This window comes from Oceanobacillus timonensis (assembly GCF_900166635.1).
GTDB classification, from domain to species: Bacteria; Bacillota; Bacilli; order Bacillales; family Amphibacillaceae; genus Oceanobacillus; species Oceanobacillus timonensis.
On record NZ_LT800497.1, the window covers coordinates 3,665,157 to 3,690,258 of the forward strand.

General features: G+C 40.1%; 27 protein-coding genes and 1 riboswitch. Of the genes, 11 read left to right on the plus strand and 16 right to left on the minus strand.

All coding sequences use genetic code 11. From position 1 onward, the window contains the following. Positions 1-165: 165 nt before the first annotated feature. The 3 genes from B7E05_RS18015 to B7E05_RS18025 all read right to left on the minus strand — a co-directional run bounded on the left by B7E05_RS18015 (position 166) and on the right by B7E05_RS18025 (position 2,882). Positions 166-873 carry an ABC transporter permease gene (locus B7E05_RS18015; RefSeq protein ID WP_080875498.1) on the minus strand — a complete coding sequence of 236 codons (708 nt, stop codon included), beginning with the start codon at positions 871-873 and terminating at the stop codon, positions 166-168. After that, complete coding sequence (locus tag B7E05_RS18020; RefSeq protein WP_080875499.1) at positions 870-1,718, minus strand: ABC transporter ATP-binding protein; 849 nt, start codon at positions 1,716-1,718, stop codon at positions 870-872. Before B7E05_RS18020 ends, B7E05_RS18015 begins: the two co-directional genes overlap by 4 nt. A gap of 111 nt (positions 1,719-1,829) precedes the next feature. Then, positions 1,830-2,882, minus strand: coding sequence for a LytTR family transcriptional regulator DNA-binding domain-containing protein (locus B7E05_RS18025; RefSeq protein ID WP_080875500.1), 1,053 nt, complete (start codon positions 2,880-2,882; stop codon positions 1,830-1,832). 114 nt (positions 2,883-2,996) lie between these two features. Next, positions 2,997-3,110, plus strand: a riboswitch (TPP riboswitch). Positions 3,111-3,245: 135 nt separating this feature from the next. On the opposite strand from B7E05_RS18025, the gene thiW reads away from it, so the two are divergent. The 5 genes from thiW (at position 3,246) to B7E05_RS18050 (ending at position 6,823) form a co-directional block, all read left to right on the plus strand. Then, a complete protein-coding gene (thiW, locus tag B7E05_RS18030) occupies positions 3,246-3,710 on the plus strand; it encodes an energy coupling factor transporter S component ThiW (RefSeq protein WP_281252509.1) in 465 nt (154 codons plus the stop codon). Positions 3,711-3,740: 30 nt separating this feature from the next. Then, the gene (thiD, locus tag B7E05_RS18035; RefSeq protein WP_080875501.1) at positions 3,741-4,562 is read left to right on the plus strand and encodes a bifunctional hydroxymethylpyrimidine kinase/phosphomethylpyrimidine kinase; all 822 of its coding nucleotides are present in this window, start codon (positions 3,741-3,743) and stop codon (positions 4,560-4,562) included. Next, complete coding sequence (gene thiM, locus B7E05_RS18040; protein ID WP_080875502.1) at positions 4,552-5,346, plus strand: hydroxyethylthiazole kinase; 795 nt, start codon at positions 4,552-4,554, stop codon at positions 5,344-5,346. Before thiD ends, thiM begins: the two co-directional genes overlap by 11 nt. Then, positions 5,327-5,947 (plus strand): thiamine phosphate synthase, encoded by a 621-nt coding sequence (gene thiE, locus B7E05_RS18045; protein WP_080875503.1) that lies wholly within the window; start codon positions 5,327-5,329, stop codon positions 5,945-5,947. The genes thiM and thiE overlap by 20 nt, the downstream gene beginning before the upstream one ends. A gap of 120 nt (positions 5,948-6,067) precedes the next feature. Beyond that, on the plus strand, positions 6,068-6,823 hold the full coding sequence (locus B7E05_RS18050; protein WP_342745011.1) for a hypothetical protein: 756 nt from the start codon (positions 6,068-6,070) through the stop codon (positions 6,821-6,823). A 69-nt stretch (positions 6,824-6,892) separates the two neighbouring features. On the opposite strand, the gene B7E05_RS18055 is transcribed toward B7E05_RS18050, so the two are convergent. The 4 genes from B7E05_RS18055 to B7E05_RS18070 all read right to left on the minus strand — a co-directional run bounded on the left by B7E05_RS18055 (position 6,893) and on the right by B7E05_RS18070 (position 11,021). Beyond that, the gene (locus tag B7E05_RS18055) at positions 6,893-8,449 is read right to left on the minus strand and encodes a BCCT family transporter (protein WP_080875504.1); all 1,557 of its coding nucleotides are present in this window, start codon (positions 8,447-8,449) and stop codon (positions 6,893-6,895) included. Positions 8,450-8,814: 365 nt separating this feature from the next. Further along, positions 8,815-9,372: an NADPH-dependent FMN reductase gene (locus tag B7E05_RS18060; protein ID WP_080875505.1), complete on the minus strand. Its 558-nt coding sequence runs from the start codon at positions 9,370-9,372 to the stop codon at positions 8,815-8,817. Positions 9,373-9,926: 554 nt separating this feature from the next. Continuing rightward, complete coding sequence (locus B7E05_RS18065; RefSeq protein WP_080875506.1) at positions 9,927-10,448, minus strand: VOC family protein; 522 nt, start codon at positions 10,446-10,448, stop codon at positions 9,927-9,929. Between the two features lie 159 nt (positions 10,449-10,607). Beyond that, positions 10,608-11,021, minus strand: coding sequence for a MarR family winged helix-turn-helix transcriptional regulator (locus tag B7E05_RS18070; RefSeq protein ID WP_080875507.1), 414 nt, complete (start codon positions 11,019-11,021; stop codon positions 10,608-10,610). A 98-nt stretch (positions 11,022-11,119) separates the two neighbouring features. On the opposite strand from B7E05_RS18070, the gene B7E05_RS18075 reads away from it, so the two are divergent. Next, on the plus strand, positions 11,120-12,166 hold the full coding sequence (locus B7E05_RS18075; protein WP_080875508.1) for an NADH:flavin oxidoreductase/NADH oxidase: 1,047 nt from the start codon (positions 11,120-11,122) through the stop codon (positions 12,164-12,166). A gap of 178 nt (positions 12,167-12,344) precedes the next feature. On the opposite strand, the gene B7E05_RS18080 is transcribed toward B7E05_RS18075, so the two are convergent. Continuing rightward, positions 12,345-13,166 (minus strand): squalene/phytoene synthase family protein, encoded by an 822-nt coding sequence (locus tag B7E05_RS18080; RefSeq protein WP_080875509.1) that lies wholly within the window; start codon positions 13,164-13,166, stop codon positions 12,345-12,347. A 195-nt stretch (positions 13,167-13,361) separates the two neighbouring features. Between B7E05_RS18080 and B7E05_RS18085 the strand changes: the two genes are divergently transcribed. Beyond that, positions 13,362-14,525, plus strand: a complete 1,164-nt coding sequence (locus B7E05_RS18085; RefSeq protein WP_080875510.1) for an MFS transporter — start codon at positions 13,362-13,364, stop codon at positions 14,523-14,525. Positions 14,526-14,656: 131 nt separating this feature from the next. Here B7E05_RS18085 and B7E05_RS18090 read toward each other — a convergent pair whose 3' ends face one another. Continuing rightward, on the minus strand, positions 14,657-14,857 hold the full coding sequence (locus B7E05_RS18090; RefSeq protein WP_080875511.1) for a hypothetical protein: 201 nt from the start codon (positions 14,855-14,857) through the stop codon (positions 14,657-14,659). Positions 14,858-15,090: 233 nt separating this feature from the next. On the opposite strand from B7E05_RS18090, the gene B7E05_RS18095 reads away from it, so the two are divergent. The 3 genes from B7E05_RS18095 to thrB are packed head-to-tail and all read left to right on the plus strand — an operon-like array spanning position 15,091 to position 18,321. Beyond that, positions 15,091-16,386 carry a homoserine dehydrogenase gene (locus B7E05_RS18095; protein ID WP_080875512.1) on the plus strand — a complete coding sequence of 432 codons (1,296 nt, stop codon included), beginning with the start codon at positions 15,091-15,093 and terminating at the stop codon, positions 16,384-16,386. A 1-nt stretch (position 16,387) separates the two neighbouring features. After that, a complete protein-coding gene (gene thrC / locus B7E05_RS18100; protein WP_080875513.1) occupies positions 16,388-17,449 on the plus strand; it encodes a threonine synthase in 1,062 nt (353 codons plus the stop codon). Further along, a complete protein-coding gene (gene thrB / locus B7E05_RS18105) occupies positions 17,446-18,321 on the plus strand; it encodes a homoserine kinase (protein ID WP_080875514.1) in 876 nt (291 codons plus the stop codon). Before thrC ends, thrB begins: the two co-directional genes overlap by 4 nt. Positions 18,322-18,381: 60 nt before the next feature. Here the strand turns inward: thrB and B7E05_RS18110 are convergent, their stop codons facing one another. The 6 genes from B7E05_RS18110 to B7E05_RS18135 all read right to left on the minus strand — a co-directional run bounded on the left by B7E05_RS18110 (position 18,382) and on the right by B7E05_RS18135 (position 22,914). Further along, complete coding sequence (locus B7E05_RS18110) at positions 18,382-18,813, minus strand: hypothetical protein (RefSeq protein WP_080875515.1); 432 nt, start codon at positions 18,811-18,813, stop codon at positions 18,382-18,384. A 274-nt stretch (positions 18,814-19,087) separates the two neighbouring features. Then, a complete protein-coding gene (argF, locus tag B7E05_RS18115; protein WP_080875516.1) occupies positions 19,088-20,047 on the minus strand; it encodes an ornithine carbamoyltransferase in 960 nt (319 codons plus the stop codon). Between the two features lie 261 nt (positions 20,048-20,308). Then, entirely contained in the window at positions 20,309-21,493 is a 1,185-nt protein-coding gene (locus tag B7E05_RS18120; protein ID WP_143833256.1) for a class I SAM-dependent rRNA methyltransferase, read from the minus strand. Positions 21,494-21,513: 20 nt separating this feature from the next. Further along, a complete protein-coding gene (locus B7E05_RS18125; RefSeq protein WP_245833157.1) occupies positions 21,514-22,074 on the minus strand; it encodes a GNAT family N-acetyltransferase in 561 nt (186 codons plus the stop codon). A gap of 43 nt (positions 22,075-22,117) precedes the next feature. Then, positions 22,118-22,390 (minus strand): DUF3219 family protein, encoded by a 273-nt coding sequence (locus tag B7E05_RS18130; protein ID WP_080875518.1) that lies wholly within the window; start codon positions 22,388-22,390, stop codon positions 22,118-22,120. Positions 22,391-22,404: 14 nt separating this feature from the next. Then, complete coding sequence (locus B7E05_RS18135; protein ID WP_080875519.1) at positions 22,405-22,914, minus strand: GNAT family N-acetyltransferase; 510 nt, start codon at positions 22,912-22,914, stop codon at positions 22,405-22,407. 135 nt (positions 22,915-23,049) lie between these two features. Here B7E05_RS18135 and B7E05_RS18140 point away from each other — a divergent pair, with 135 nt between their 5' ends. After that, on the plus strand, positions 23,050-23,484 hold the full coding sequence (locus tag B7E05_RS18140) for a YaiI/YqxD family protein (RefSeq protein WP_080875520.1): 435 nt from the start codon (positions 23,050-23,052) through the stop codon (positions 23,482-23,484). 101 nt (positions 23,485-23,585) lie between these two features. Here the strand turns inward: B7E05_RS18140 and B7E05_RS18145 are convergent, their stop codons facing one another. Next, on the minus strand, positions 23,586-25,001 hold the full coding sequence (locus B7E05_RS18145; protein ID WP_080875521.1) for a YfcC family protein: 1,416 nt from the start codon (positions 24,999-25,001) through the stop codon (positions 23,586-23,588). Between the last annotated feature and the right edge of the window lie 101 nt (positions 25,002-25,102).

Here is a 25,102-nt window from a genome sequence, read left to right on the forward strand (position 1 = left end):
CAAAATGTAATGTATAAATTGCATTTGTTAATTATACATTACATCACATAATAAATAAATGCAATTTTTTTACTATAAGTAAAAAAGTCATTTGCAGAGCTCCTTTCACTCTGCAAATGACTTTACTTTTAATGAAACATATTTATTCCTGCATTCTTTGCCTGTTTAATCCATCATCCGCTTCTTAAATGTTACAACAGTTAACAAGCATGCTGCTACGGTCCAGGCTCCAATAATTGCAAATGGCTTCCATAACTCTGCAAATCCTGCCCCTGCATCTTCCAATTGTACAATTTCCTGCAGCTGGAGTCCCGGGGTATATTCTAGTACTTGCAAGAAGCTATACTGATCTGCAAATACAATAAACATATTTCCCATCCCAAATATGAACATGACCGGAAGAATATAGACAGATGCTTCGAGGACACTTCTTGTAATCAAGCCCATCCATGTCCCTATAGCGATAAAGAAAAGAAGGGAAAGAATAATTCCTGCAATTAAGATGCCTCTGCCTGAAAAAGAGAAATTCATAATAAACATACTGATTCCCATAATAACGACGGTAATAGCAATAGTTACCGCACTTTTACCAGCTAATATTTCTGTCAATGTTGCCGGAGAAAGCATCAGACCGCGCAATGTATTTTTCTCTTTTTCTTCCGCTATCATCGCACACTGCAAGAAAGTACCTACTAAAGCAAGCGACATGCTGATGACAAATAAATACATCTCTATTGCCACATTGTCCATCCGTCCATATATAACAGCAAAAAGAAGCGGGAATAATGCTGTGGATGAAACATACATATTTCGATATAAATCCTTCAAATCTTTTTGAAAAATAGCTATAAAACGTTTCACAGAAAATGTCATACTAGTTCCCTCCCCGTTACTTCAACAAAGATATCTCCTAATGTTGGTTCTTTTGTATAAATACGTTCCACCATTTCCCGGGAAATAAATTGTTGAATTTCCTCAGCACTCGATGCCTGAAGTGGAAGTTCTAATTGCCGCCCATCTTTTAATTCGATACCAATGATCTCTTCCCGATACTGTTTCTTTAGTTGTTTCGGTTCATCTAAAAGCTGGACAATCCCTTTATTTAAAAAGGCTACCTGACCGCATAGGTGATCTGCTTCCTCCATATCATGGGTGGTCAGAAAAATGGTCGTTCCCTGTCGATTCAGTTCTTTCAGGCCATCATGAATATGTTTAGAGTTAGCAGGGTCTAGGGCGGATGTCGGTTCATCTAAAAATAATAACTCCGGCTTATGCAACAGTGTCCTTGCCAGTAATACGCGCTGTGTCATACCTTTGGAGAGTTTAGAAACCTGTGTTTTTTTCTCTGTTCCTAGATTAACTGCTTCCAATGCTTCATCAATTCGCTTATAAGGCGTATCGTATAGATCTGCATAAAGCTTTAAATTATCATAAATGGTTAGTCTCACATATAAACCACTATTATCTGTCACAACACCAAAGCGTTTTCGATACGCAGGTGTATTTAACGTTGAAACAGGCACCCCAAATACATTCGCCGTACCTCCGCTCTGCCTCATTTGTCCAGTCAAAATTTTTATTGTTGTTGTTTTCCCTGAACCACTGGGCCCTAGAAAACCAAATGTCTCTCCTTTTTTCACCTGAAAGGATACATCGTGTAACGCTTGTTTATTGCCAAAAATCTTTTCTAAAGATGTCACTTCAATCATATTCTCCACTCCAAAAACCTCCTGTATCAGTTAAGTTGCCTGTGACTATAGAATAGCCACTTTTCAACAACAACGCAGTATATTTTCGATGAATGGAGTATATGGTATGTTGAATTGTACTTATTCTACCCCTAATAATTCCTTCAGCTCGTTTAACTTTGATTTTGATAACGGGACCTCCGAACTTTTTTTATCAACAAGAGACAAGCTATAGCTATTTCTTGTCCATGTAATCACTTCTCTTATTTTTTGAAGATTCACTATATAGGAGCGATGACAGCGAAAAAATCCCTGATGAGACAGGCGCTGTTCCAATTCTTTTAAGGTAAGGCCTGTCGGAAATCCTTCTCCACGGGTATATAGATAGGATTGTCCATCCTGGCTTTCGATATAATCAATTTCCTGCGGGTCAAATAAAATAATTTTATCCTCTACTTTTGCGGAAATTTTATTTAATTGAAAAGTTTGCTTTACTTGAACCGCTTCTTCTGCTGTTTCCGTGCCATCTGTTTCTATGGTTTCTGAACGTTTATTTCCCTCCGTTTCCACTTCTATCTGACGGATTCCTTGTTCATCCAAGCGATAGACAGTATCGGCAATGGTGATGGCACTCTCCGTACTTGTTGTAAAAATCAGTACCGCCTTTTGCTGCTCCTGCATCAATTCGACAAATTGATGCAGAACACGTTTGGTTTCTAAATCTATATTTACTTCCGGCTCTTCAAGAATGACAACTTCTGATTCCTGCATGAATATTCTTCCAAACTGAACACGCCGTTTTTCGGAACGATTGAGCTGGTGTATCTTCCATTTTGCTTTTTCTTCCAGTTGAATTTGCGAAAGAACTTCTTTGATTGACGCCTTGCTTTGAAATAAAGAACCTATAAAATTTAGATATTCCTGCACTTGCAGCCGTTCATAAACCTCTTCTTCATACCAGCAAATACCTAACGATGAAAAATATTTCTGTTTGTCCGCTTGTAATGTCTGATGCTGAATCTGAATCGATCCACTTCGAACGTTTTCTTTTCCGATAATCATCTGCAGTAATACCGAACGAATATTAACGGTGGATTGAACAGCTTTTATTTCTCCAGATTTTACTTCGATATCTATCTTTGGAAATAATATTTGGTCTCCCTGACGATATTCCATACCATTTATTCTTAACATGCTTTAACCTCTTTCTACTAATAACTTTTCCTGTAGATCAGCCTGTAATCTGATGATTCATTCATGACAAATTGCTCCATCTCTGATACAGTAGAATCAAAGAAAATGATGAAAAGCAACTACTAGGGGAGCCCAACATGGCGGGCTGAGAGGAAAGCATGCTCACTTTCCGACTCTTATAAACCTGATCTGGTTAATACCAGCGTAGGGAAGTAGTCAATCCATTTATGATTACTCTCAGTATACCAAATCAGGCTTCCCGACAAAGCCTGATTTTTTTATTTTTTTACAAAGTAGTTCCCTTTTCATTTTCCTAAGTAAAAGGAGATGATTAGATTGAAAAAACGTACACGCTTACTAACAATGATGGCCGTACTGGTAGCTATTGGAACGATTGGCTCGCAGTTACTCTGGTTTCCTGCCGGTGTTGCCAGAGCTTATCCTGTCCAGCATGCCGTTAATGTGATTGCCGCCATTATGCTCGGTCCAGGTCCTGCGGTGATTGTCGCATTGATGATCAGTCTGCTCAGGAACCTTTTAGGATTGGGGACACTGGTTGCTTTTCCGGGAGCGATGATTGGAGCTTTTGTTGCTGGGGTATTGTATCAAAAAACGTATAAATATCCGATGGCAGCTTTAGGAGAAATCATTGGTACAGGAATAATTGGTTCCTTCTTTGCTGTTCCTATCGCTAACCTGCTTATGGGAAGTTCTGCAGGGGCTTTTGCTTTTATTCCGCCGTTTATTGTAAGCAGTGTCTCCGGTGCATTGATCGGGTGGTTGTTAGTCAGCCGTATCCCGGCACGGCAATTTTCTTTAACAAAATAAATCTTTAATTCTATGAAGGAGGTTTTTATAATGAAGTCGGTTCGTTGTGCATTAACCATTGCCGGCACAGATCCTAGCGGAGGTGCTGGTATTCAAGCTGATTTAAAGACATTTCAAGAACTGAAAACTTATGGGATGTCCGTGATTACATCCGTTGTGGCGCAAAATACCACAGGGGTCCGTTCCGTAGAGCATATGCCAATTTCTATGATTGAGGATCAGCTGGATGTCATTATAGAAGATATGCCGATTCATGCGGTAAAAACAGGAATGATTGCAAGCAAGCCCATGATGGAATTAATCGTTAAAAAATTAGAACAGGTTGATGCTCCATATGTAATGGATCCAGTAATGGTCGCTACCAGCGGAGATTCTCTAATAGATGAAGAAGGTCGTAACTATTTACGACAATACCTTCTCCCTTTAACAACGCTTGTAACACCAAATATTCCAGAAACGGAATTCCTGACCGGGTTATCCATTACAACCGAGGAAGATATGAAAAGCGCGGCAGAATATCTCGTTCACGAATATGGTGTCGATGCTGCATTAATAAAAGGTGGCCACCTAAAAGGACAAGCAATTGATTTTCTTTATGATGGAAATAAAATGCACAGTTATGCTTCCGAACGTATTGACACGAAAAACACGCATGGAACAGGATGTACCTATTCCGCCGCTATTGCTGCTTATTTAGGAAAAGGTTATCCGCTGCCAGAAGCAGTGAAGCATGCCAAATCCTTTGTTACTGCTGCCATTTCAAAATCATTTGAACTCGGGGAAGGAAATGGCCCGACAAACCACTGGGCTATCCGGGAAAATGCAGGAAAGGAGATTATTCATGAATCCTGATATTATCCAGCAAGCCAGAAACAACACACCGCTTGTTCATCATTTAACCAATCAGGTTGTCGTCAACTTCAGCGCAAATGGCCTGTTAGCTTTTGGCGGCAGCCCGGTGATGGCAAAAGAACTGCAAGAAGCCGCAGATATGGCAAATATTGCAGATGCACTCGTCTTAAACATCGGAACGGTTTTAGAAACGGAAGTTCCTGCAATGATTGCAGCAGGAAAAGCTGCCAACCAAAAAGGAATCCCGGTTGTTCTTGACCCTGTTGGTGTGGCTGCTACCCCATTTCGACAAAAAGCAGTCGCAAGAATTTTAAAAGAAGTACGTCCAACCGTTATCAAAGGGAATGCGGGCGAAATTGCATCCTTAGTTGATACAGAAATCCAAATGCGCGGTGTTGATTCTGTCGGTGAAGGTAATATAGATGAAATTGCCGAAAAAGCCGGAAAAAAATTTAATACTGCTATTGTGATCACTGGAAAAACAGATGTGATTTATGCAAATCAACAGTTTATTTACAATCAGACAGGGCACCCGCTTCTCGCAACGATTACCGGTTCCGGATGTTTATTAGGTTCGGTTATTGCGGCTTGCCTTACTACTTCTTATGATATGTCCGAACAGCTCCGTGCAGCACTTTGTTTTTATGGACTCGCTGCAGAGCATGCAGCAGAACAGCCGGATGTCAAAGGCTCAGGAACTTTCCTGCCCAATTTTATTGATGCTTTATCTTGTACACCGAAACAATTGAATGGAGGTTCAAATAATGACATGGAATCGAAATAGCTTAAGAAAATATTTTATTATGGGCAGTCAAAATTGTCACAGAAATCCGGAAGCTGTGTTACAAGAGGCGCTCGCTGCCGGTATTACTGCATTTCAATTTCGGGAAAAAGGAAGCGGATCATTAAATGGGGAGGAAAAACTGCAGCTTGGCAAACGTTTAAGAGAACAATGCCGTAAATATGAAGTCCCTTTTTTCGTGAATGATCATATAGAGTTAGCCGCGAAACTGGAAGCAGATGGCATACATGTCGGACAGGATGATACACCAGTACAAGAAGTCCGTGCCAAGTTTCCCGATAAAATCATTGGTTTATCCATATCTACACAAGCAGAACTCGACCAGAGCCCGCTTGATTTAGTCGATTATATTGGTGTCGGTCCCATTTTTGCCACCTCTACAAAGGAGGATGCAAAAGAAGTTGTCGGGCTGGAGTGGATTCATACCATCCGCAGCCAATTTCCAGCTATTCCAATTGTCGCGATTGGCGGAATTCATGTAGAAAATGCTCACTCTGCTATTGAAGCAGGAGTTGATGGTGTTTCCTTTATTACGGCGATTACAGAAGCACAGAACATTCAAGATGCTGTAGATAAATTATAATGAACATTTTTCCTTTTTGCCTTCTAGTTATTCAGCCCATTCTGCTCACAAAGAGGCGCAAACAAGGCAAATGCCTCATATACTGCTCCAGAGTATGAATGAAGGCAGAGGAGGAAAATAATGAATCATTTTCGACCACAACAGCATCCAAACGGAGCGGAAAACAAACAGAATAACCTGCCCGGACAGATGTTAAATAACTATTTCCAGCCAGCGCCACAATATGATGACGCCAATGGCTTTTTCACAGAAGGACCAAACGGGGGAGCGGGTGGACCGGGCAGCTATTATCCGGAACAGCAACCCGTTAATAACCTGCCGCCTCAACACGGCCAGCAAAATCATCCCGCCCCAGAACGGATTGACAACTTTTTTCCTGGGGCACCAAATGGAGGAGAAAACGGAAATGGATTTCCATTTCAGGATTTTATTACAGAACAACTTCAAGAAAATTTATTTCCAGAACCTCCAAACAATAATGGAAATGGAAACGGAAATGGAAACGGAGGACCTCCTCCAAATTGGCCGCCAGCACCGTCTTTTCCTAATGCGCCGGGAAATGGAAATAACGAATCACCTTATGGACAGCAACCCGATCCGGCAGCAATGGGCGGAATGAACAGCCAGCCTCCAATGGGACCGCCACCTAACTTTGTACCGCAAAAACAACAGGTGCAAACATTCGCAGTAGATCCAGGCGGTATCAGGCATTGTATGTTCCGTTTCACCTATATTTGGCCAAATCATGGTAGAGGTTTCTGGGCATTCCCAACGTTCTTAGGAAGAAACTCGATTGCCGGTTTTCGCTGGAATGGATTCCGTTGGGTTTACTTCGGAATGGACTTAAATAGCATTGAATCCTTTCAATGCATGTAATATGTTTATTTCCCACACTAAAAAATGGACAGCTGAAAGGCATTGCCTTCCCTGTCCATTTTATATGTTTTACTTATATGTTTTGTCTACTTTTTTGCGCATTTCCCGCTGCCAGACAAGTCCCTGTTCAAGTGCCATTTTCTTAGCAATTTTCGGTGCATTCCACAGTGGCGGCAGAATCAATAATGATACCGGCACTGCGGAAATAACAATCGAGTTCTGAATCGATGTAATACTGTCTTCTCCAATGGAAAGAATTGCTGCCGTAAAAGCACCAAAAAGAATAGCCCAGACAACACGCAACCAGCGACTCGGATTATCATGTCCGGATAACGTTGCAGATACTGTATAAGACATGGTATCCGCTGTTGTAGCAACAAATACGATAGATACCAACAGGAATGCAACGCCCATCACAACTCCCATCGGCAGTTGATCTGTAATTGCCATAACTGCTGCCGGCATACCGCCTTCTGCTAATGGTCCAGAAACCGAGCCTCCATCTTGCATTTCAAAGAAAATCCCGGTTCCGCCAACAATGGAAAACCAAAAATTCGTTACCAATGGTGCTACAACAGACACCGCAATAATAAGCTCACGAATCGTTCTTCCTCTGGAAATACGGCTGATAAATACGATAAGCATCGGCGCATAACCAATAAACCATGCCCAGAAGAAAAGTGTCCATCCGGAAAGCCATTCGCCATCTCCACGATAAAACATCATCTCAAACATATTTTGGATATGAACACCTGTACCTCCGACAAATCCATCAATAATAAACATAGTAGGTCCAATAATTAGAACAATAACACCAAGCAGAATGGTAAATTGCACATTCCAGTTACTTAAATGATAAATCCCTCTGTCTACTCCCGTTGCTGCTGAAATTGCTGCTATAGCAACTAAAACAATCACGACAATAATACTGACTGTTAATGTGTTCGGAACATCAAATAAATGATTTAATCCATAAGAAATCTGCAGACCTAAAAATCCTAATGGCCCCAAGGTTCCTGCTGCAGTTGCAATAATAGAAAAAACATCTGCTGTTGTACCAATAACACTTTTTTCAAAAATCTTATCTCCAAAAATAGGGTATAATAATCCCCGCGGTTTTAAAGGATACCCTTTCTGATAGTGAACATACATCATCACAATAACAGCTAAGGTACCAAGAATTGCCCATGCAAGAAAACCCCAGTGCATAAATGCTTGAGCAAATCCGCCTTCTATAAAGTTAAATTGTCCTCCACCGAATAAAGGTGGTGTGTCCATATAATGATACATCGGCTCTGCAGCCGCCCAAAAAACTCCTCCGGCAGCCAGCAATGTAACTAATATCATAGCTACCCAGCCAAAATAACTGTATTTCGGTTTATCCTGTTTTCCTAATTTTACTTTTCCGTACTTTGATACGGCTAATCCCAAGCCGATAGCGAAGTTAAGGAATAAAAGTATTTGCCAATAAGCGCCGAACCAATCAGCAGAATAGGTAAATAACGTATTCACTGCATTATCCACCATATCACTGTTAATTATTGATAGAATGATAAATAGAACTAAAAACCCTCCGCTGATATAAAAGACCGGCCAATCTAAACCTTTCCCCTTCTTTGACTTCACATTTTACCTCCTGTTTTGTGTAAGTGTCTATAACAGCATAGAAATGATATTATAAACTGGAATGAAAGTCAGCACTTCCTAAATACTTGACAAACTTTCATCCTCTCACTTGTTTTTTAAACACATATTTTTATATTATAGTTTCGTGTTGCGAACAACACAACTATCAATTTAAGTATCTATTCAGCGAATAGCTTTGAATATTGAAGTATACCCTTATTAAATATTCTTAAACCCTTCTCAATCCCGAAAATAAAAAAATCTCAGAAAATGAGCTTGTTGACGTAAAAAAAATAGTTCCAATCATTCTTTGGACGATTGGAACTATTTTTCAGTTCGTTTAGTCTTCGTATGCCTCATCTTATTTATTTTGCTTGAAAAGTAGTTATTAAGTCGACAAAGGCATCTACAAAAGACTGCAGAAATTGAACCGTATCTTCATTATTGATTTTTCCGTCTTCATCCAACAACGTTGCAACATTCGCCAAATAAGCTTCCGGCTGTTGAACGACAGGCATATTAAAAAATACAAGCGATTGTCGCAAATGATGATTGGCACCAAATCCACTTAAATTTTTAGGAGAGTTACTGATAATTGCTGCTGGTTTATCATTCCAGACACTATCCTCTTTAGGACGGGAGCCAATATCAATGGCATTTTTTAATACACCAGGAACAGAACGGTTATACTCCGGCGTTACAAATAAAACAGCCTCAAACCCTTTCATATTTTCTCGGAAAGTTGTCCAAACCGCAGGAGGATTGCCCTCATCGTCAAAGTCTTGATTGTATAATGGCAAATCGCCAATCGGGATAATTTCTGTTTCAACATTATCCGGAAATAGGTCCATGACATTTTTGGCAACCTTCCTGGTAAAAGATTCTTTTCGTAATGATCCTACTAACACAGCAACTTTTGTCATTTTTAACACACTCCTATTTATTATTAACTCAACTTTCGCACCTAAGAATAAGCATATAAACCTTGCTGTTCCAGGATGAATATACTCTCTATTATCATGCTTGCTTTTCGTTAAATCATCCTTCTATTTTTTGAACAAGATGCTGAACCTTTTAATCATGCACCACGAAAAATGTGTTCTGTCTGATTTAACTTTATTGGTTCAACTATATCACCGCATAGAATATCCTACTAGCGGAGGCGGACCGTTTTGACTCCTGAGGGATCAGCACCATCTGAAGATCTACTTTTGCCAAGTGCTCTTCTTGGCAAAAGTTAGCTGAAGAGCGTGCCCCTAGGAAAGCAAAACGGTCCGCCGTAGCGGTCGCCTTACACGTTATCTTCTTTTCTTTGCCAGCCCCTGTTCCTATGAAATGGAAGTTACTTTTTAAACGGCGAAAGTTTCGTATTTAAAGTAAAACATATCCTTCTTATATACTTTGAAGCGCATAGTTATCAAAACAAAACTGCACTCCATATAAGATTCAAACGAAAGTGGTACATATGCATGTATTTTTATGGTGTAAATCTTTTTGCTTCACTATCTTCCGGATAATGCAATTGATTTGGATCGTAGCTTATTAACTCAATCAGCATGCCCCACGGGGCACGGCCATAAACAAACTTCCCTGTTCCTTTTTCTACATCGCCTAACAGTTCTCTTGGTTCTGTTAATAATTCACCGCCTGCTTCCACAAATTGTTTTGCTGCTTCCTGAATATCATCAACATAGAATGCAATGTGCTGCACACCAAGGTCAGAAGCTATCACAGGTTCTCTTTGTTCGGTGTTTTTATATTGAAAAAGTTCGATACCGGAACCATTATCAAAAGAAAGAATACGTATATGAATAACTTTCGCGCCTTTTTTAAGCCCTAATGTTTTTTCAACAGTATCTCCCTGCTGCGGTTCATCACCTAATTTTTTATTATCATAGGAAATGTTTGCATGAAAAGCTTTTTTAAAAAATGTAGTAGCTTCTTCCACATCAGGTACTGTCACTCCTACGTGGTCCATACCGCGTGTTACCTTTGCCATGATATAATCGCTCCTTTCATTTCATACATCAAAACATCGATTACCTTCTACTATTTGCGTGTGCATACATGTTAAATCCACGTTATTTTAAAGTCAAGCAACAAAGGTTTTGAAATGTAAACGCTTCGTCTGTTGCATTGGAAACCAGTTATCGTCTTCTTATTCAACAAGCCTTTTTATATTTTGCATATCCTTCTCGCTCATTTGTTGCTGTAAACTTTCATTCATCAGCGATTGCATCTCCTGAATATATTGTTCTCCTTTTTGGAGCAGCAAGATATCAACTGATCGTTTATCATTGGCATCTTTCTGACGTTCCACTAATGGCTCTCCCCGATATCGTTCCAGTCTTGTAACTAAGCGTGATAAAGCACTGTGACTAAGCCCTACCTTGGGAACTAATTCAGATAAGCGCATCTTTTTTTGCTCTGATTGTGCCAGATAATACATAAGATAAAATTCTTTTATTCCTAATTGGTATTGATTTTGAAGTGTAAAATCCATTGCTTTCAGTATACGGTCATGATATTTGGTCAAATTAATCCAAGCATAAAACAACTCATTATAATTCATTCTAATAACCCTTTCTAATCTTATGGTTTGACTTTATTATAACACAAATTATATTATATGTATGCACACGCAAATAAAAAAGGAAAAGGAGTTTTTATGTGAGTCATTTATTCAGCCCTTATACGATTAAAAATCTTTCACTGAAAAATCGTATTGTTATGTCACCGATGTGTCAATATTCCGTCACGAAAAAAGATGGTGCTCCAAATAATTGGCACTTTGTTCACTATGTCTCCAGAGCAGTTGGAGGAACGGGCCTCATTATTATGGAAATGACCAGCGTTACTCCCGAGGGACGAATTACCAATGAAGACCTCGGTCTATGGTCAGATGAACAAATACCGCACTATCAACAGCTTATTAATGAAATTAAAAAGTACGGGACCAAAGTCGGAATTCAAATCGCGCATGCGGGCAGAAAAGCAGAAGATGCTAACCAGCCGGTAGGACCTTCTGATATACCTGTAGAAGTTTTACCAGAGGAAACGAAGAATGGAGAACTTAAACCACCAAGAGCTTTAACGAATCAAGAGGTCAAAGAAATTGTTCAGCAATTCAAACAGGCTGCTGAAAGAGCGGTAAAAGCCGGGTTTGATACCATCGAATTGCATGGTGCGCATGGTTATCTTCTGCATCAATTCATGTCACCAAGCATCAACAATCGTACAGATGCGTATGGAAAAGATCTGGCACTGTTTGGAGAAGAAATCATCAAAGAGGTCAAAACGGTAATGCCTGCAGATATGCCGCTAATCATGCGTATTTCTGCCATTGAATATATAGATGGCGGTTATGATTTACCACACGCGATAAATATGGCAAAACGTTTTAAAGAAGCTGGTGTAGATGTTTTTCACATTTCAAGCGGCGGAGAAGGACCTCCCGGGGAACGTAAACCACAAAATACGCCGGGTTATCAGGTTCCTTTTGCACGCGCATTTAAAAACCAATTGGATATTCCAGTTATCTCTGTTGGAAAATTAAGTAACCCCGAATTGGCAGAAGCAACCATTACCAATGGAGATGCAGAACTTGTAGCCATTGCAAGAGGTATGCTTCTTGATCCGTATTGGGGTTTGCACGCAGAGAAAAAGTTAACGCATAAGGTCACCCCGCCTACGCAATATGAAAGAGGAATAAGGTAAGCAATAAGAAGGCTCCTTCCTGAGAAGGAGCCTTCTTATTGCTCTATTTTATTTTCTCCATTGAAGGAAAACAAACTTTTGAAACACTTTTGTTGTGCCAAAGAAAAAGAACGTTTGGGTAACCAGTTGAGTTAGCAAACCCATCGTGTTTAAATAATGCGATGTTTTCATTCTAATTTTAGGAATTAATAATCTTATCAACCGTTTCTTCCACTTCATCCCTGGACATTTTTTCTTTGCCGCTCTTCAAAGCTTGTAATGTTTTATGGGCAAGTGCCAGCGGAATCCGGCAGAAAAGCAGGATATTTTTCGTAGTGATTTGCGTCATATACTGATCTGCTTTTTGCAGGTTCGCTTCTGCATACGCAAACATTTCTTTTTTAGACCAGTCATTCGGGAAGAATCCGACACCACGTTCCGCATCTTCATCGACATTGCGTAATATATTCACAGCTTGCAATCCACGCCCATAACCAATTGCCAGGTCGCGGTCTGTTTCCGTGCCATCATACCACTTCCAAATATCAGACAGCATCACGCCAACAAGGCCTGCAACATAATATGTATACTCATCTAAATCTTCCTTTGTTTGCACATCCCAATCTTTACCGACCCATTTTGCCATTCCTTCTGCCATTTCACTTGTTGAATCTTTTACTTTCTGCTCTATATCATCCGGGCAGAATGCAATCCAGTCTGCTAAGCGTAATGTGACTTCCGGCAATTCTTGTTCATATGGAGCTACCAATTGTTCATACGCATTTCGATTAAATACCGATTCCTTCAGTAAATGGCTTGTCTCCATTAATAAATGCTGCTTTACTTCCGCATCCATTTCCTCGTGGTCCTCTATTTCATCAACAGCACGCATGCAGAGGTAAGCTGAACCAACCGTTTTCCGCAACGTTTTGTTCAACAATTTGATGGGGATATAAAATGTTCTGCTCGTCTGTTTTAAAACCTTCATTGCATCTTTTTCCAGTGTTGCTTTATTACTCACCCAAAACGCCTCCTTATTTTTCATGCGATACATATAAGTATAACAAATAAGTACCTTTTTTTCCTTTAAAAATGTGGAATTCTCATTAAAATTTCACGAAAAACACTTGTGCTAGCTATTTACTTTAGGCTATTATTGTAAATAGTGTTTTAAAACGATCGATGACAAGATAATTATAGATAAGGCGTGTTGTTTATGAATAAAGGTGTATATTTATTGATGACCATTTCTTTTGTAGTTGGAATGGTTGAATTAATTATTGGCGGTATTCTTGATTTAGTTGCAGCTGATTTAGGTGTATCGTTAGGAAAAGCAGGTTTATTGATTACCATTTTTTCACTCGTTTTCGCGATTGCCTCTCCTATTTTGCTTTATTTAACCGCCTCTGTGGAACGAAAAAAGTTGACGATTATTTCTTTATTCATCTTTTTACTGGGAAATATACTTGCTATTTTTAGTCTGAACTATACGATGATTTTTATTAGCAGAATTATTTCTGCAGCAAGTGCTTCCTTATTAATTGTCCTCTGTACCATGATGGCTTCCTCGATTGTAAAACCTGCTTACCGCGGACGGGCTATTGGCATCGTAAGCATGGGAGTGAGCGGATCGCTGGTTTTCGGTATCCCATTTGGTTTAATACTCGGTGAATCATTTGGCTGGCGTGCACCATTTGTGCTCATTGCTTTTTTAACAATTGCTTCTATTATATGTGTGCGTTTCTTTATGCAGCCCATTCCTTCTGTAGAAAAGCCTTTACCGATAACAACACAGTTGAAATTGATTCGGAACCCAAAGATTCTTTTTATATTGTTGACGACATTTTTTGTATTAGCTGGACACACCACGTTATATGGCTATTTAAATCCATTTGTAAAAGACTTTATGGAGCTGGATGGTATTTGGTTAAGTGCTGTTTACCTGATCTTTGGTATTTCTGCTGTCAGCGGTGGTGGAGCCGGTGGGACATTATCTGACTTGTTCGGACCAAAACGAACGATTCTCACTGCGGTTATTTTATTCGTGGCTACGATTTTAATCATACCTGTTTCGTCATTCCACGTTGTCTTATTTCTTGTCGTACTAATTTTATGGGGGATGCTCAGCTGGGCTGTTTCCCCGCCTGTTCAGAGTTATTTGATTGAGACATCTCCGCAAAATTCAAGTATCCTGGTCAGCTTAAATAATTCTGCTTTGCATTTAGGAATTGCTGTCGGATCGTTTGCAGGCAGTATTGTCATTGAACAGGCCAGTGTGGATAAGAATGCCTACGTCGGCGGAGCAATTGTCGTTTTAGGTCTGATTACAGCTTGCATAGCACTTAAAGGATACAAGCGCCCGCCGGTTACCGCAGATTAAAGATGCATCTATCCGGACAAAACCGGGTAGATTACGCTATATGTCTCTATAGGTACCGCCGGACGTGACTTTTTCATTACGCTTCCGGCGGTACTTTTTCATTTTATTTGTTGTTCGAAACAACATAACGTTCATATATAAGATGTTTTTTGTTTCTCACTACGCACGTTTTTCTCCCTCTTTATAACAGCTCTTCTGTAAATGACAATTGGGATGATCCCCAAAACAAGACCGGCAAACGCCCCCATTTCTGTTCTGCCAAAACTGTACCCAATACTGACACCCAAACTTAAACAAATCATAAATAATGCTCCAAGATGATAGATGCGCATCGATACGTCCCCTTTTTTTCTATTATATGAAAAAAACATGGAAACGTCCGGAGTACGCATCCATTTTATCAATAGCTTTTCAAAATTCGACGATTTTTTATTCGTTTATTCGCACGCAAAGAAAGCGTTATCATCAAACAGACGCTAGTCTATTCTAAAAATTCACTATTGCCTTACTTCCTGTTTCATGTTTAAATAAATTAAATATACAATAGAAGCGTAGAGGTGATAAGATGGAAGATAAGGTTTCAGTAGGATTATTAGGTCTCGGTGTTGTTGGTTCAGGCGTTATCCACCTGATTGAAGATCACCAGGAAAAATTAGCGCACCAATTAGGCTGTAAAGTCGAAGTGGTTAAAGTACTCGTGCGTAATATGGAAAAAGCACGGGATATTGATGTGGATGAAAGCATTTTAACAACAAATTCCGACGATGTGCTGGAAAACCCGGATATTGACCTTGTCATTGAAGTGATGGGCGGAGTTGACCATACCAAAGAATATATTTTAAAAGCTTTTTCAAATAAAAAACACGTGGTTTCGGCTAATAAAGATTTAGTAGCTGTGCATGGTCCAGAATTAGAGGAAGCGGCAGTAAAAAATCATTGTGATTTTTATTATGAAGCAAGCGTTGCCGGCGGTATTCCCATTCTACGCGGAATTAATGAGGGGTTATCCTCGGACCATATTCAAAAAATCATGGGGATTGTCAATGGGACAACCAACTATATTTTAACGAAAATGGATGAGGAAGGCGTCAGCTATGAAGATGCTCTTGCCGAAGCACAGCGTCTTGGTTTTGCGGAAGCAGATCCGACCTCAGACGTAGAGGGGTTAGATGCTGCCCGAAAAATGGCTATCCTCGGCCGGTTGGCATTTTCTACGCCTGTTGATTTACAGGATGTTGTTATCGAGGGTATTCATGGTATTGATTTAAAAGACCTCCGTTATGCTGCACAGCTGGGATATACAATGAAGCTTATTGGTTTTGCCAACTTTTTCGATCATGAATTAGAAGTGAGCGTAGAGCCTACTCTATTGGCTAAAAATCACCCGCTGGCAAGTGTTAAAAATGAATATAATGCGGTATATGTTTATGGGGAAGCCGTCGGGGAAACGATGTTTTACGGTCCCGGAGCAGGAAGCCTGCCAACAGCGACAGCGATTTTATCCGACGTTGTTGCAGCCATTAAAGCAATGCGCCTGGGCGTATCCGGAAAACAGTCCAACGATATGCAATTTCCAAAAACACTCCGTCCAAAAGAGAAACAGCATGGTCAATATTATATCCGCTTATGTGTAGCAGATAAGACTGGCGTGTTCTCCGAAATTTCATCGATTTTTCATGCACAGGACATTAGCTTCCAACGCATATTGCAGACACCTGTAGATGAAAAAGACTCTGCTGAAATTGTTTTAGTGACACATGATACACCATATTACCAATTTGAACAAGTACTGCATCAGTTGGAATCGTTTGATGCAGTAAATGAGATAAAAAGCTACTACAGAGTAGAAGGAGATGCATAAGATGGCTTGGAAAGGGCTCATTGAAGAATATCGTGACTTACTACCCGTCACAGATAATACACCCGCTTTATCATTATTTGAAGGGAATACCCCTCTTTTTCATTTTCCAAATCTATCAAAGGAACTGGGAATTGAACTATATGGAAAATTTGAAGGCTTAAATCCAACCGGATCATTTAAAGACCGCGGCATGGTGATGGCTGTTGCTAAAGCAATAGAAGAAGGTTCAAACTCTGTTATTTGTGCGTCCACCGGAAACACCTCTGCTTCTGCTGCTGCGTATGCGGCGCGTGCAGGTTTACGTGCGATTATTGTTATCCCGAAAGGAAAAATTGCCCTTGGAAAACTGGCTCAGGCTGTGATGTACGGCGCTGAGATTGTCGAAATAGAAGGTAATTTTGACCAGGCATTGCAACTTGTCCGCAAGATTAGTGAGGAATCAGCGATCACACTGGTAAACTCTGTCAATCCATACCGTTTGGAAGGTCAGAAAACAGCAGCGTTTGAAGTTTGTGATCAACTGGATGAAGCGCCGGATATTCTGGCAATTCCGGTTGGTAATGCAGGAAATATCAGCGCCTACTGGAAAGGCTTTAAAGAATACCACACTTCAAAAGGAACTGCCCTTCCAAAAATGTTCGGTTTTGAAGCAGAAGGTGCAGCTGCTATTGTTAGAAATGAAGTGGTGGAAGAGCCGGAAACAGTGGCTACAGCAATACGCATTGGCAATCCGGCCAGCTGGGATCTTGCTGCTCAAGCAAGGCAGGAATCAGATGGCATGATTGGTTCTGTCACAGATGATGAAATTGTGTCTGCATTTAAATTGCTGCCAAGTAAAGAAGGTGTTTTTGCAGAGCCTGGGTCTGCTGCTTCCATCGCTGGTGTCATTCAGCAGGTGAAGGCAGGTACGATTCCACAAGGAAGTAAAGTTGTGGCTGTATTAACCGGTAACGGATTAAAAGATCCGCAAACGGCTATTGACCAATTAACCATTGATCCTGTCACGCTTCCAAATGACGAAACAGCTATCCTTGATTATTTAGGAAAGATGATAACATCATGATGCCGTTTCGCATCTCTGTACCAGCAAGCAGTGCTAATCTGGGCCCTGGTTTTGACTCCATGGGCCTGGCATTAGGCCTGTATATTCATTTGGACGTAACAGATTCGGACGAACACGCTTTTTTTGCACACGGTTCTTCGGAATCAGCAGAAAATCATTTTATTTGGAATATCTCCAAACAGGTGGCAGAACGATACGGGGTAACGCTACCTCCTTGCAGCGTGCAGGAAACAAGTGAAATTCCGCTGGCCAGAGGCTTAGGAAGCAGTGCTTCGGCTATTGTTGCAGGGATTGAACTGGCTAATCAGCTTGGAAATCTTCAATTAACCGATGAGCAAAAGCTCGCATTTGGAACGGAGCTGGAAGGACATCCTGATAATATTGCTCCTGCGATATTTGGAGGATTAACGATTTCCACCATGCTGGAACATGATATCCCTTCCGCCCGTTTACATGATATGGAATTAGATTTAATTGCATATATTCCGGAAGTAGAGCTGAAAACAGAAGTTGCCAGAGATTGCCTGCCAGATACATATGAACGCAATTACGCGGCAAGGGCAAGTGCAATGAGTAATTTGGTAGTTGCTGCACTTTACTCCAAGGATTATGTACTGTTTGGAAAAATGCTCGAACATGATTTATTTCATGAGCCTTTTCGCAAGGTACTGATTGCACATTTTGATATGATTCGCGACAAAGCAAAAGAGCTTGGAGCATTTGGTACAGCTTTAAGCGGGGCCGGACCAACCATGCTGTCCTTTGTGCCAAAAGGAAAAGGAGAAACAGTGAAACAGGAAATGACCAAGCAGCTGGAAGGTTATCAAGTAAAACTGTTAAAGATTGATACAAAAGGGGTTTCGATTTCATAGAATGATATAATATATGGGGCAAAAAATGTGCAAGCGCATATGGGAGACGCTTGCACATTTTTATATGATTTCATTATAAACCAGACCCTGCTCATCGTCCTTTTGGATATCAATAATTTTTAAGCGGTTTTCATCTTTCACAAAGACGGTTTTATAATATTTTTCCCCGTCTATTTCATAAAACATAACGCGGGATCCTGGATTATCTGTTTCAACCACAACATCATATTCGCCTTCCTCTATTTGTTCTTCAATTATTTCCTGCTCTTCGTATTGGTAATTGGCGCTTGCACCCTCATTCGCAGCTGTTTCATGATCCGATTCGTCTTCCGATTCTTCAGAAACATCGCCGGCTACGTCTGATTCATTCTCCTGTGCTGTTTCCTCGCTTTCATTATCCTGATGATTTACTTCTTGCTCTGTATCAGATTGGCAAGCGCTGACTATAGCTAACATACATAGTAACCCGATAATCTGCAGTGATTTTTTCATTTCAATCTCCTCCCATCCTGTTCCGTTTCCTTTTTTAACGGAATTGAAACGTTTTATTTCTGACGTTGTTTTACAGCTTCATTCGTGAAATAAATACCATTGAAAAATTTTACGTTATCCTGTTTCGTATTTCAACTTTTCACAGTAAAAAATCCTGCAATGTGTCACTCCGTAGACTTCTTTATGTATGGATAAAAGATATGGAAAAATAAAAGAAGCAGAAAAATCCGTCATAACAGATTTTCCTGCTTCTTTTATCCACGCTGTATTAGCCCTAGCCCATTAAAGCTGTCATCAAAGCTTTTTGAGCATGCAGACGATTTTCAGCCTGTTGGAAGACAACGGAATGCTTTCCGTCAATCACTTCTGCCGATACCTCTTCACCACGATGCGCCGGCAGACAATGCATAAAGGTAACATCCGATTTTGCTTGAACGAGCAGTGCTTCATTCACTTGAAACTTCTGAAATGCTTGTTCACGCTGCGTCTGTTCTGCCTCTTGCCCCATGCTAGCCCATACATCTGTATAAACCACATCAGCATCCTTCACAGCTTCAGCCGGATCATTACTCCATTCAATCGTCGCACCATGTTCAGATGCAAATTGTTTCGCTGTTTCGGTAATCTGTTCCTCCGTCTTATAATTATCCGGTGTTACGATAACAATATGCATCCCCATTTTTGCAGCACCAATCATTAAAGAATGCGCCATGTTATTACCATCACCGATATAAACGATTTTTTGTCCTTTTAGCACCCCTTTGACTTCTTTTATCGTCTGTAAATCAGCTAATACCTGACACGGGTGGTAAAGGTCAGTTAAACCATTGATGACAGGAATACTAGCATGTTTGGCCAGTTCCTCCACATCATCCTGATTATAAGTACGAATCATAATACCATCTAAATAGCCGGATAACACCTGTGCCGTATCTGCAATGGTTTCTCCTCTGCCAAGTTGAATATCATTCGAGTTTAAGAAAATCCCTAATCCTCCAAGTTGATATATTCCCGCTTCAAAAGATACACGCGTTCTAGTAGAAGATTTTTCAAAAATCATGCCCAATGTTTTCCCTTTTAATGGTTCAAAAATAATGCCTTCGTTACTTTGCTTTTTTTGATAATCTGCCAAGTCGATTAAATATTCAATTTCGTCTTTTGTATAGTCTGCAAGTGTTAAAAAGTCTCTGTTCTTTAACTGTTGATGTTGAGATTGGATTTGATCTACGGTCATGAACGTACACTCCTTCCAAAAAGTAATTACGTATTATTATGCAATAAAAAGAATAATTATACAACAGTTTTTTAAGATTTTTTTATTTTTTATATGAATTTTCGTTTTATAGAAAGAGAAACAATGCATTATCATTCGGATGATTGGCTATTGATTGTTTCGCTAATAACATATTAAAAACAGCCAAAACGCGCATGTTCATACGAATTCTGGCTGTTTTTTATTTTATCCAACGAAAAATATACTTCAAAGGCGAGCAGCTCATCCTTTCACCTGAATCACCGCTACTTTCAAATAATTTCCCTGCTTAAAATGCTTATCTACTGCAAAATCACCAGGCAGCGAAAACTCTTCCAGAATGGTATATTGCTTTTGTTTCGCCTGAAAACCGCGCTGAATCATGTCTTTGAATTTCTTCATGCCAAATGAAGCCGTGTTCGTGGAAGCAATAATGACACCGTTTTTTTCCAGCAAGTCAATCGCATTTTCAATCAGTTCCGGATAATCTTTCGCTGTCCGGAATGTTCGCTTCTTAGAACGCGCGAAGCTGGGAGGATCAAGAACCACCACATCAAATGATAATTGCTTCCGTTTTGCATATTTAAAATAATCAAATACATCCATCACGATAATATCCTGCTGTTCAAAATCAATACCATTCACACTAAATTGCTCAATCGTTTTGTTTTTACTGCGTTTTGCTAAATCAACACTGGTGGTTTTGGCTGCACCGCCTAATGCAGCTGCAACGGAAAAAGCACCGGTATAAGAAAAGGTATTTAATACATGCTTATCTTTGGAATATTTATCACGCAATGCTTTTCGAACCTCACGCTGATCTAAGAAAATACCGACCATCGCTCCATCATTCAGATAAACAGCATAGTTCATGCCATTTTCCTTCACAATCAGCGGAAATTCTCCTCTTACACCTTTAACAAAGTCATCATCTTCTACATACTGTCCTTTTGTATCAAAACGTTTCTTTTCATAAATTCCCTGATAATCACCCAGCTCATCAAAAACTTGGATAACCCAGTCTTTAAACGCATAAATTCCTTCACTGTACCACTGCATCACATAGTATCCGTCAAAATAATCAATGATTAAGCCGCCAATTCCATCTCCTTCTCCATTGAACATACGAAAGGCCGTTGTTTCCTCGTCTTGATAATAAGAACGTCGTTTATTCATTGCAGTGAGAAGCTTCTGTTTAAAGAAAGCCTGATTGATCGTGTCTGTCTGCTTCCATGTCAGCACCCAGCCCATCCCTTTATTTTGGCGTCCTGTATACGCCTGTGCGAGAAATTCTCCCTGCTGCGTGTACAGCGCAATGATTTCTCCTTCCTGAAGTTTCTGAGCCCCTTCAATCGCTTCTTCTAAAATCAATGGGTTTTGCTGTTTGATATTTTTTACATAGGCTTGTTTTACTGTTACTCGCTTCATTCCTTCACCCTTATTCCTCATCAGTTTTTAGGCTCTTCAATCACTGCAAAAACACAGGTATCTCTCAGTTCCCCATTTTCTTCTATAACATCATTTCTTAAGATTCCTTCCAGCTCAAATCCGGCTCGTTCCGCCACTGCTTTGCTTTTCATATTTTGGGGATCACAACGGATTTCCACACGATTTGCTCGCAACTCCCGGAATGCAAAAGCGGTCAACCCTGTTACTACTTCTGTGACGTAGCCATTTCCACGATGTTTTGTATCAATCCAATAACCAATCTCAAATTTCCGTACATCCCAATTGATACGGTGAAGCCCTGTAGAAATCACAAATTCTCCCGTTTCTTTGTCAAAGGCGTGAAATCGTAAATCTTCCCGGGAAAGAAAGTTCAGATAAGCTTCTTTTGTTGTCTTTTGAACACCTATCTCTGTCTGTTCTTTTCGCGCAAACGGCAGCCATGGTCTCAACTCATTGATAGATGCCTGCATTGCCGTATAAATCGGCTTCCAATCTTCTGGCTTCGGAGCGCGAATGATTAATCGTTCTGTTTCAAATTGATCTGGAAACATTAAAAGCATCGGTTCCTCCACTATTTTGCACGTCCTCTCCATACCTGTATCTTTATTTTTCACGCAGCTTTAAGTAAAATTCGCTTGTATTGCCTTTTTCATATAAATTTGTTGTGGACGTAGCGTACTCCAAGATGGTCGCTGAAAAAGACAAGGATTTTTCAGGAATAGTCACGTCAAAATCATTTTTATAGAGCAGTGAAGTCACATCATGATATGTTTCACTGGTTACATCAAAGGAAAAGGCAACCTGCTTCTTATGATTCACTTCTGTTACTTCCACATTTCTTCCTTCCAATACTTCTTCGTTGACTTGAATTTCCATGTATACATTCCTCCTTAGTCTAATCCTACATGCGGACTGCGGCGCTCTACAAGTACAACGTCTCGCCATTTGCCATCTTCCATCTGTCCAATCTTTTCACGAACCCCAACCCGTCGAAAACCCATCTTTTCATGCAATTTCAGGCTTCCTGTATTTTCTGGAAAGATTTCCGATTGCAGTGTCCATATCCCTGCTTCTTCACTTGCTTCCATCAATGCCAGCATCAGCTTTTTTCCAATACCTTTTCCCATGCTGTTTTTATGCAGATAAATACTTACCTCGGCCACTCCCTGATAAGCTTCTCTGGCAGAGATAGGCAATAACGCCGCCCAGCCGAGCATATGCTCACCCTCCCGGACAACTAACCTGCATTCCGATAAATGGTCGTGATTCCAATCCTCCCAAGTCTGCCAATCCGGTTCATTTATTTCAAAGGTCGCATTTTGTGTTTCCATGCCATGATAATAGATTTCCAAAACCTGTTCCCAATCTGTCGGCTTCATCTGTTCAATCACATAATGCATACATGCAAACTCCTTTTCACGGTAAATAGTGATTTATATCTTACATGGTTTTCGCAGGGAATTCCAGTGGATGAGACAAGTTCTTCAACAATCTGCTACAATATATTAAAAAGCGTAAATAAAGGAAGTGAAGCAATGAAAGTCTACGTCGATGCTGATGCCTGTCCTGTCAAAAATATAATTATCCAGGAAGCAGGGAAAAAGAATATCTCGGTTATTCTGGTTACAAGTATCTCCCATTTTTCATTACAAGAATATCCGGACTGGGTGGAGACCGTTTATGTAGATACCGGTGCAGATGCTGCAGATTACCGGATTATGAAGCTTGTGGAAAAAGGAGATATAGTAATAACGCAGGATTATGGACTTGCTTCTCTCGCGCTGGCAAAAGGATGCCATGTCCTGCATCATAAAGGGTTCGCTTATACGAATCATAATATTGACCAACTGCTGCAATCCCGTTATTTAAGTGCGAAAGAGCGACGAAGCGGAAAACATACCAAAGGCCCAAAAGCATTAACCGAAGAAGACCGGGAGAAGTTTCTCAAACTTTTTCAAAAATATTTATAAAAAATCCTTATAATCAACAAATGACAAGTATCTGCCAACTTCTGATTATAAGGAATTTTCATTACCCTAAAATACTTTATTTCTATACCATTAAAAACCGCTTAAATCGGTCCGCCCCAGCCAATTAAATGACTGATCACCAAAGCAATCCAAGACACAACAAGAGCCATTATGACAAACGGAAAAATATAACGAATCCACCTGCCATAAGGCACCTTACACAAGCCGAGCATCGCCATTAAACCGCCTAAGGTCGGTGAAAATATATTGGTAATACCATCGCCGATTTGGAATGCCAAAATGGTTGTTTGCCGTGTAATATCTAACATGTCCCCAACAGGAATCATAATGGGTAATGTAACTAATGCCTGGCCGCTGCCACTTGGAATGAAAATATTAATAATCGACTGAGAAATGGTCATGAATACAGCTGCCAGCGTAGTCGGTAAACCTTCCATGACGGAAACAAGGCCATGAGCAATCGTATCGCTGATATTCCCCTGGTTCATGACCACTTGGGTCGCCATGGCAACACCAATCAAAATAGCTGCTAATGCGCTGGGCTCAAGTGCTTTTGAAAAAGCTTCCGCAATTTGATTGGCATTCATACCTGCAATAATCCCGCAGGTAATCCCAATCATGAGAAATATCGCCGCAACTTCATTAATATACCAGTCATTCATAAATATTCCTGTCAGCATCAAAACAAATCCTGCAATCACCACAAGCAGCATTGCTATATCCTTTTTACGCATCCGATAGGATTCAAGCGGCTGACTCAGTTTCATATCCTGTGTATCAATACCATGTGCCAAACTATGTTTCTGATCCTGTAATATCTTTTTAAAATATCGAATATTATAATAGGCTAATAAAGATAAAACGACAATCACCAGGATACTTCTTAAAACCCACCCTGAATATAGCGGCATTTCTGCTATTCGATGTCCTACCCCTAGTGTATAGGGGTTGAATGGAGAAAGACCAAATCCGACAAGTACTCCTCCTATTCCAATACCCGCACCGAGTACAGCATCACCGCCTATGGAAACACTTAATAAAACAGCGATTGGAATAAGGGCAATATTATTTTCAAGCCCGACAAACATTCCAAAAAATCCGTACACAAATGTCATAATAGCAACAATAAGGAAACGTCTTTTTAATCCGACTTTGCGAACCAGTGTACCAACTGTGTTTTCAAGCATTCCCGTTTTTTCCAAAAGGCCGAACATCATGGCTGCCGCAAAGGTTATAAAGACGATATCAGCCATTTCCCGGAATCCTTCAGGGATTGCAGTAAATAAATCCATAATACCAACTGGATTATTCTCTACATATTCAAATGAATCAGGAACTGTTCGATTTGTCCCATCAATGGTTTCCCGTTCATACGATCCAGATGGAATAATATAAGTTAAAATAGCTGCAGCAACAACAATAAAAAATAACAACGCCAGCGGATGCGGAATGCGGTCCAATAATTTTTTCTTTTCTTTATCGTGATTCTTCTTCATATTTATGCTCCTCTTGCTTTTAAGTATGTATGTTTGCTATTTCTAACACTTTCCGAAATCTATCCTCCTTGTTATTTACCAAATCTTTTTGATGCATCTAT

Coding starts and splice junctions, on each gene's coding strand:
- B7E05_RS18065 (WP_080875506.1), bottom strand. CDS start 10,448: ATGGCAAAGGTAACACGCGGTATGGACCACGTAGGAGTGACAGTACCT.
- B7E05_RS18015 (WP_080875498.1), bottom strand. CDS start 873: ATGACATTTTCTGTGAAACGTTTTATAGCTATTTTTCAAAAAGATTTG.
- B7E05_RS18090 (WP_080875511.1), bottom strand. CDS start 14,857: ATGCGCATCTATCATCTTGGAGCATTATTTATGATTTGTTTAAGTTTG.
- B7E05_RS18070 (WP_080875507.1), bottom strand. CDS start 11,021: ATGAATTATAATGAGTTGTTTTATGCTTGGATTAATTTGACCAAATAT.
- thiM (WP_080875502.1), top strand. CDS start 4,552: ATGAATCCTGATATTATCCAGCAAGCCAGAAACAACACACCGCTTGTT.
- B7E05_RS18025 (WP_080875500.1), bottom strand. CDS start 2,882: ATGTTAAGAATAAATGGTATGGAATATCGTCAGGGAGACCAAATATTA.
- thiD (WP_080875501.1), top strand. CDS start 3,741: ATGAAGTCGGTTCGTTGTGCATTAACCATTGCCGGCACAGATCCTAGC.
- B7E05_RS18140 (WP_080875520.1), top strand. CDS start 23,050: ATGAAAGTCTACGTCGATGCTGATGCCTGTCCTGTCAAAAATATAATT.
- B7E05_RS18085 (WP_080875510.1), top strand. CDS start 13,362: ATGAATAAAGGTGTATATTTATTGATGACCATTTCTTTTGTAGTTGGA.
- B7E05_RS18095 (WP_080875512.1), top strand. CDS start 15,091: ATGGAAGATAAGGTTTCAGTAGGATTATTAGGTCTCGGTGTTGTTGGT.
- B7E05_RS18130 (WP_080875518.1), bottom strand. CDS start 22,390: ATGGAAATTCAAGTCAACGAAGAAGTATTGGAAGGAAGAAATGTGGAA.
- B7E05_RS18145 (WP_080875521.1), bottom strand. CDS start 25,001: ATGAAGAAGAATCACGATAAAGAAAAGAAAAAATTATTGGACCGCATT.
- B7E05_RS18120 (WP_143833256.1), bottom strand. CDS start 21,493: ATGAAGCGAGTAACAGTAAAACAAGCCTATGTAAAAAATATCAAACAG.
- argF (WP_080875516.1), bottom strand. CDS start 20,047: ATGACCGTAGATCAAATCCAATCTCAACATCAACAGTTAAAGAACAGA.
- B7E05_RS18125 (WP_245833157.1), bottom strand. CDS start 22,074: ATGCTTTTAATGTTTCCAGATCAATTTGAAACAGAACGATTAATCATT.
- thrC (WP_080875513.1), top strand. CDS start 16,388: ATGGCTTGGAAAGGGCTCATTGAAGAATATCGTGACTTACTACCCGTC.
- B7E05_RS18050 (WP_342745011.1), top strand. CDS start 6,068: ATGAATCATTTTCGACCACAACAGCATCCAAACGGAGCGGAAAACAAA.
- B7E05_RS18060 (WP_080875505.1), bottom strand. CDS start 9,372: ATGACAAAAGTTGCTGTGTTAGTAGGATCATTACGAAAAGAATCTTTT.
- thrB (WP_080875514.1), top strand. CDS start 17,446: ATGATGCCGTTTCGCATCTCTGTACCAGCAAGCAGTGCTAATCTGGGC.
- thiW (WP_281252509.1), top strand. CDS start 3,246: ATGATGGCCGTACTGGTAGCTATTGGAACGATTGGCTCGCAGTTACTC.
- thiE (WP_080875503.1), top strand. CDS start 5,327: ATGACATGGAATCGAAATAGCTTAAGAAAATATTTTATTATGGGCAGT.
- B7E05_RS18110 (WP_080875515.1), bottom strand. CDS start 18,813: ATGAAAAAATCACTGCAGATTATCGGGTTACTATGTATGTTAGCTATA.
- B7E05_RS18135 (WP_080875519.1), bottom strand. CDS start 22,914: ATGCATTATGTGATTGAACAGATGAAGCCGACAGATTGGGAACAGGTT.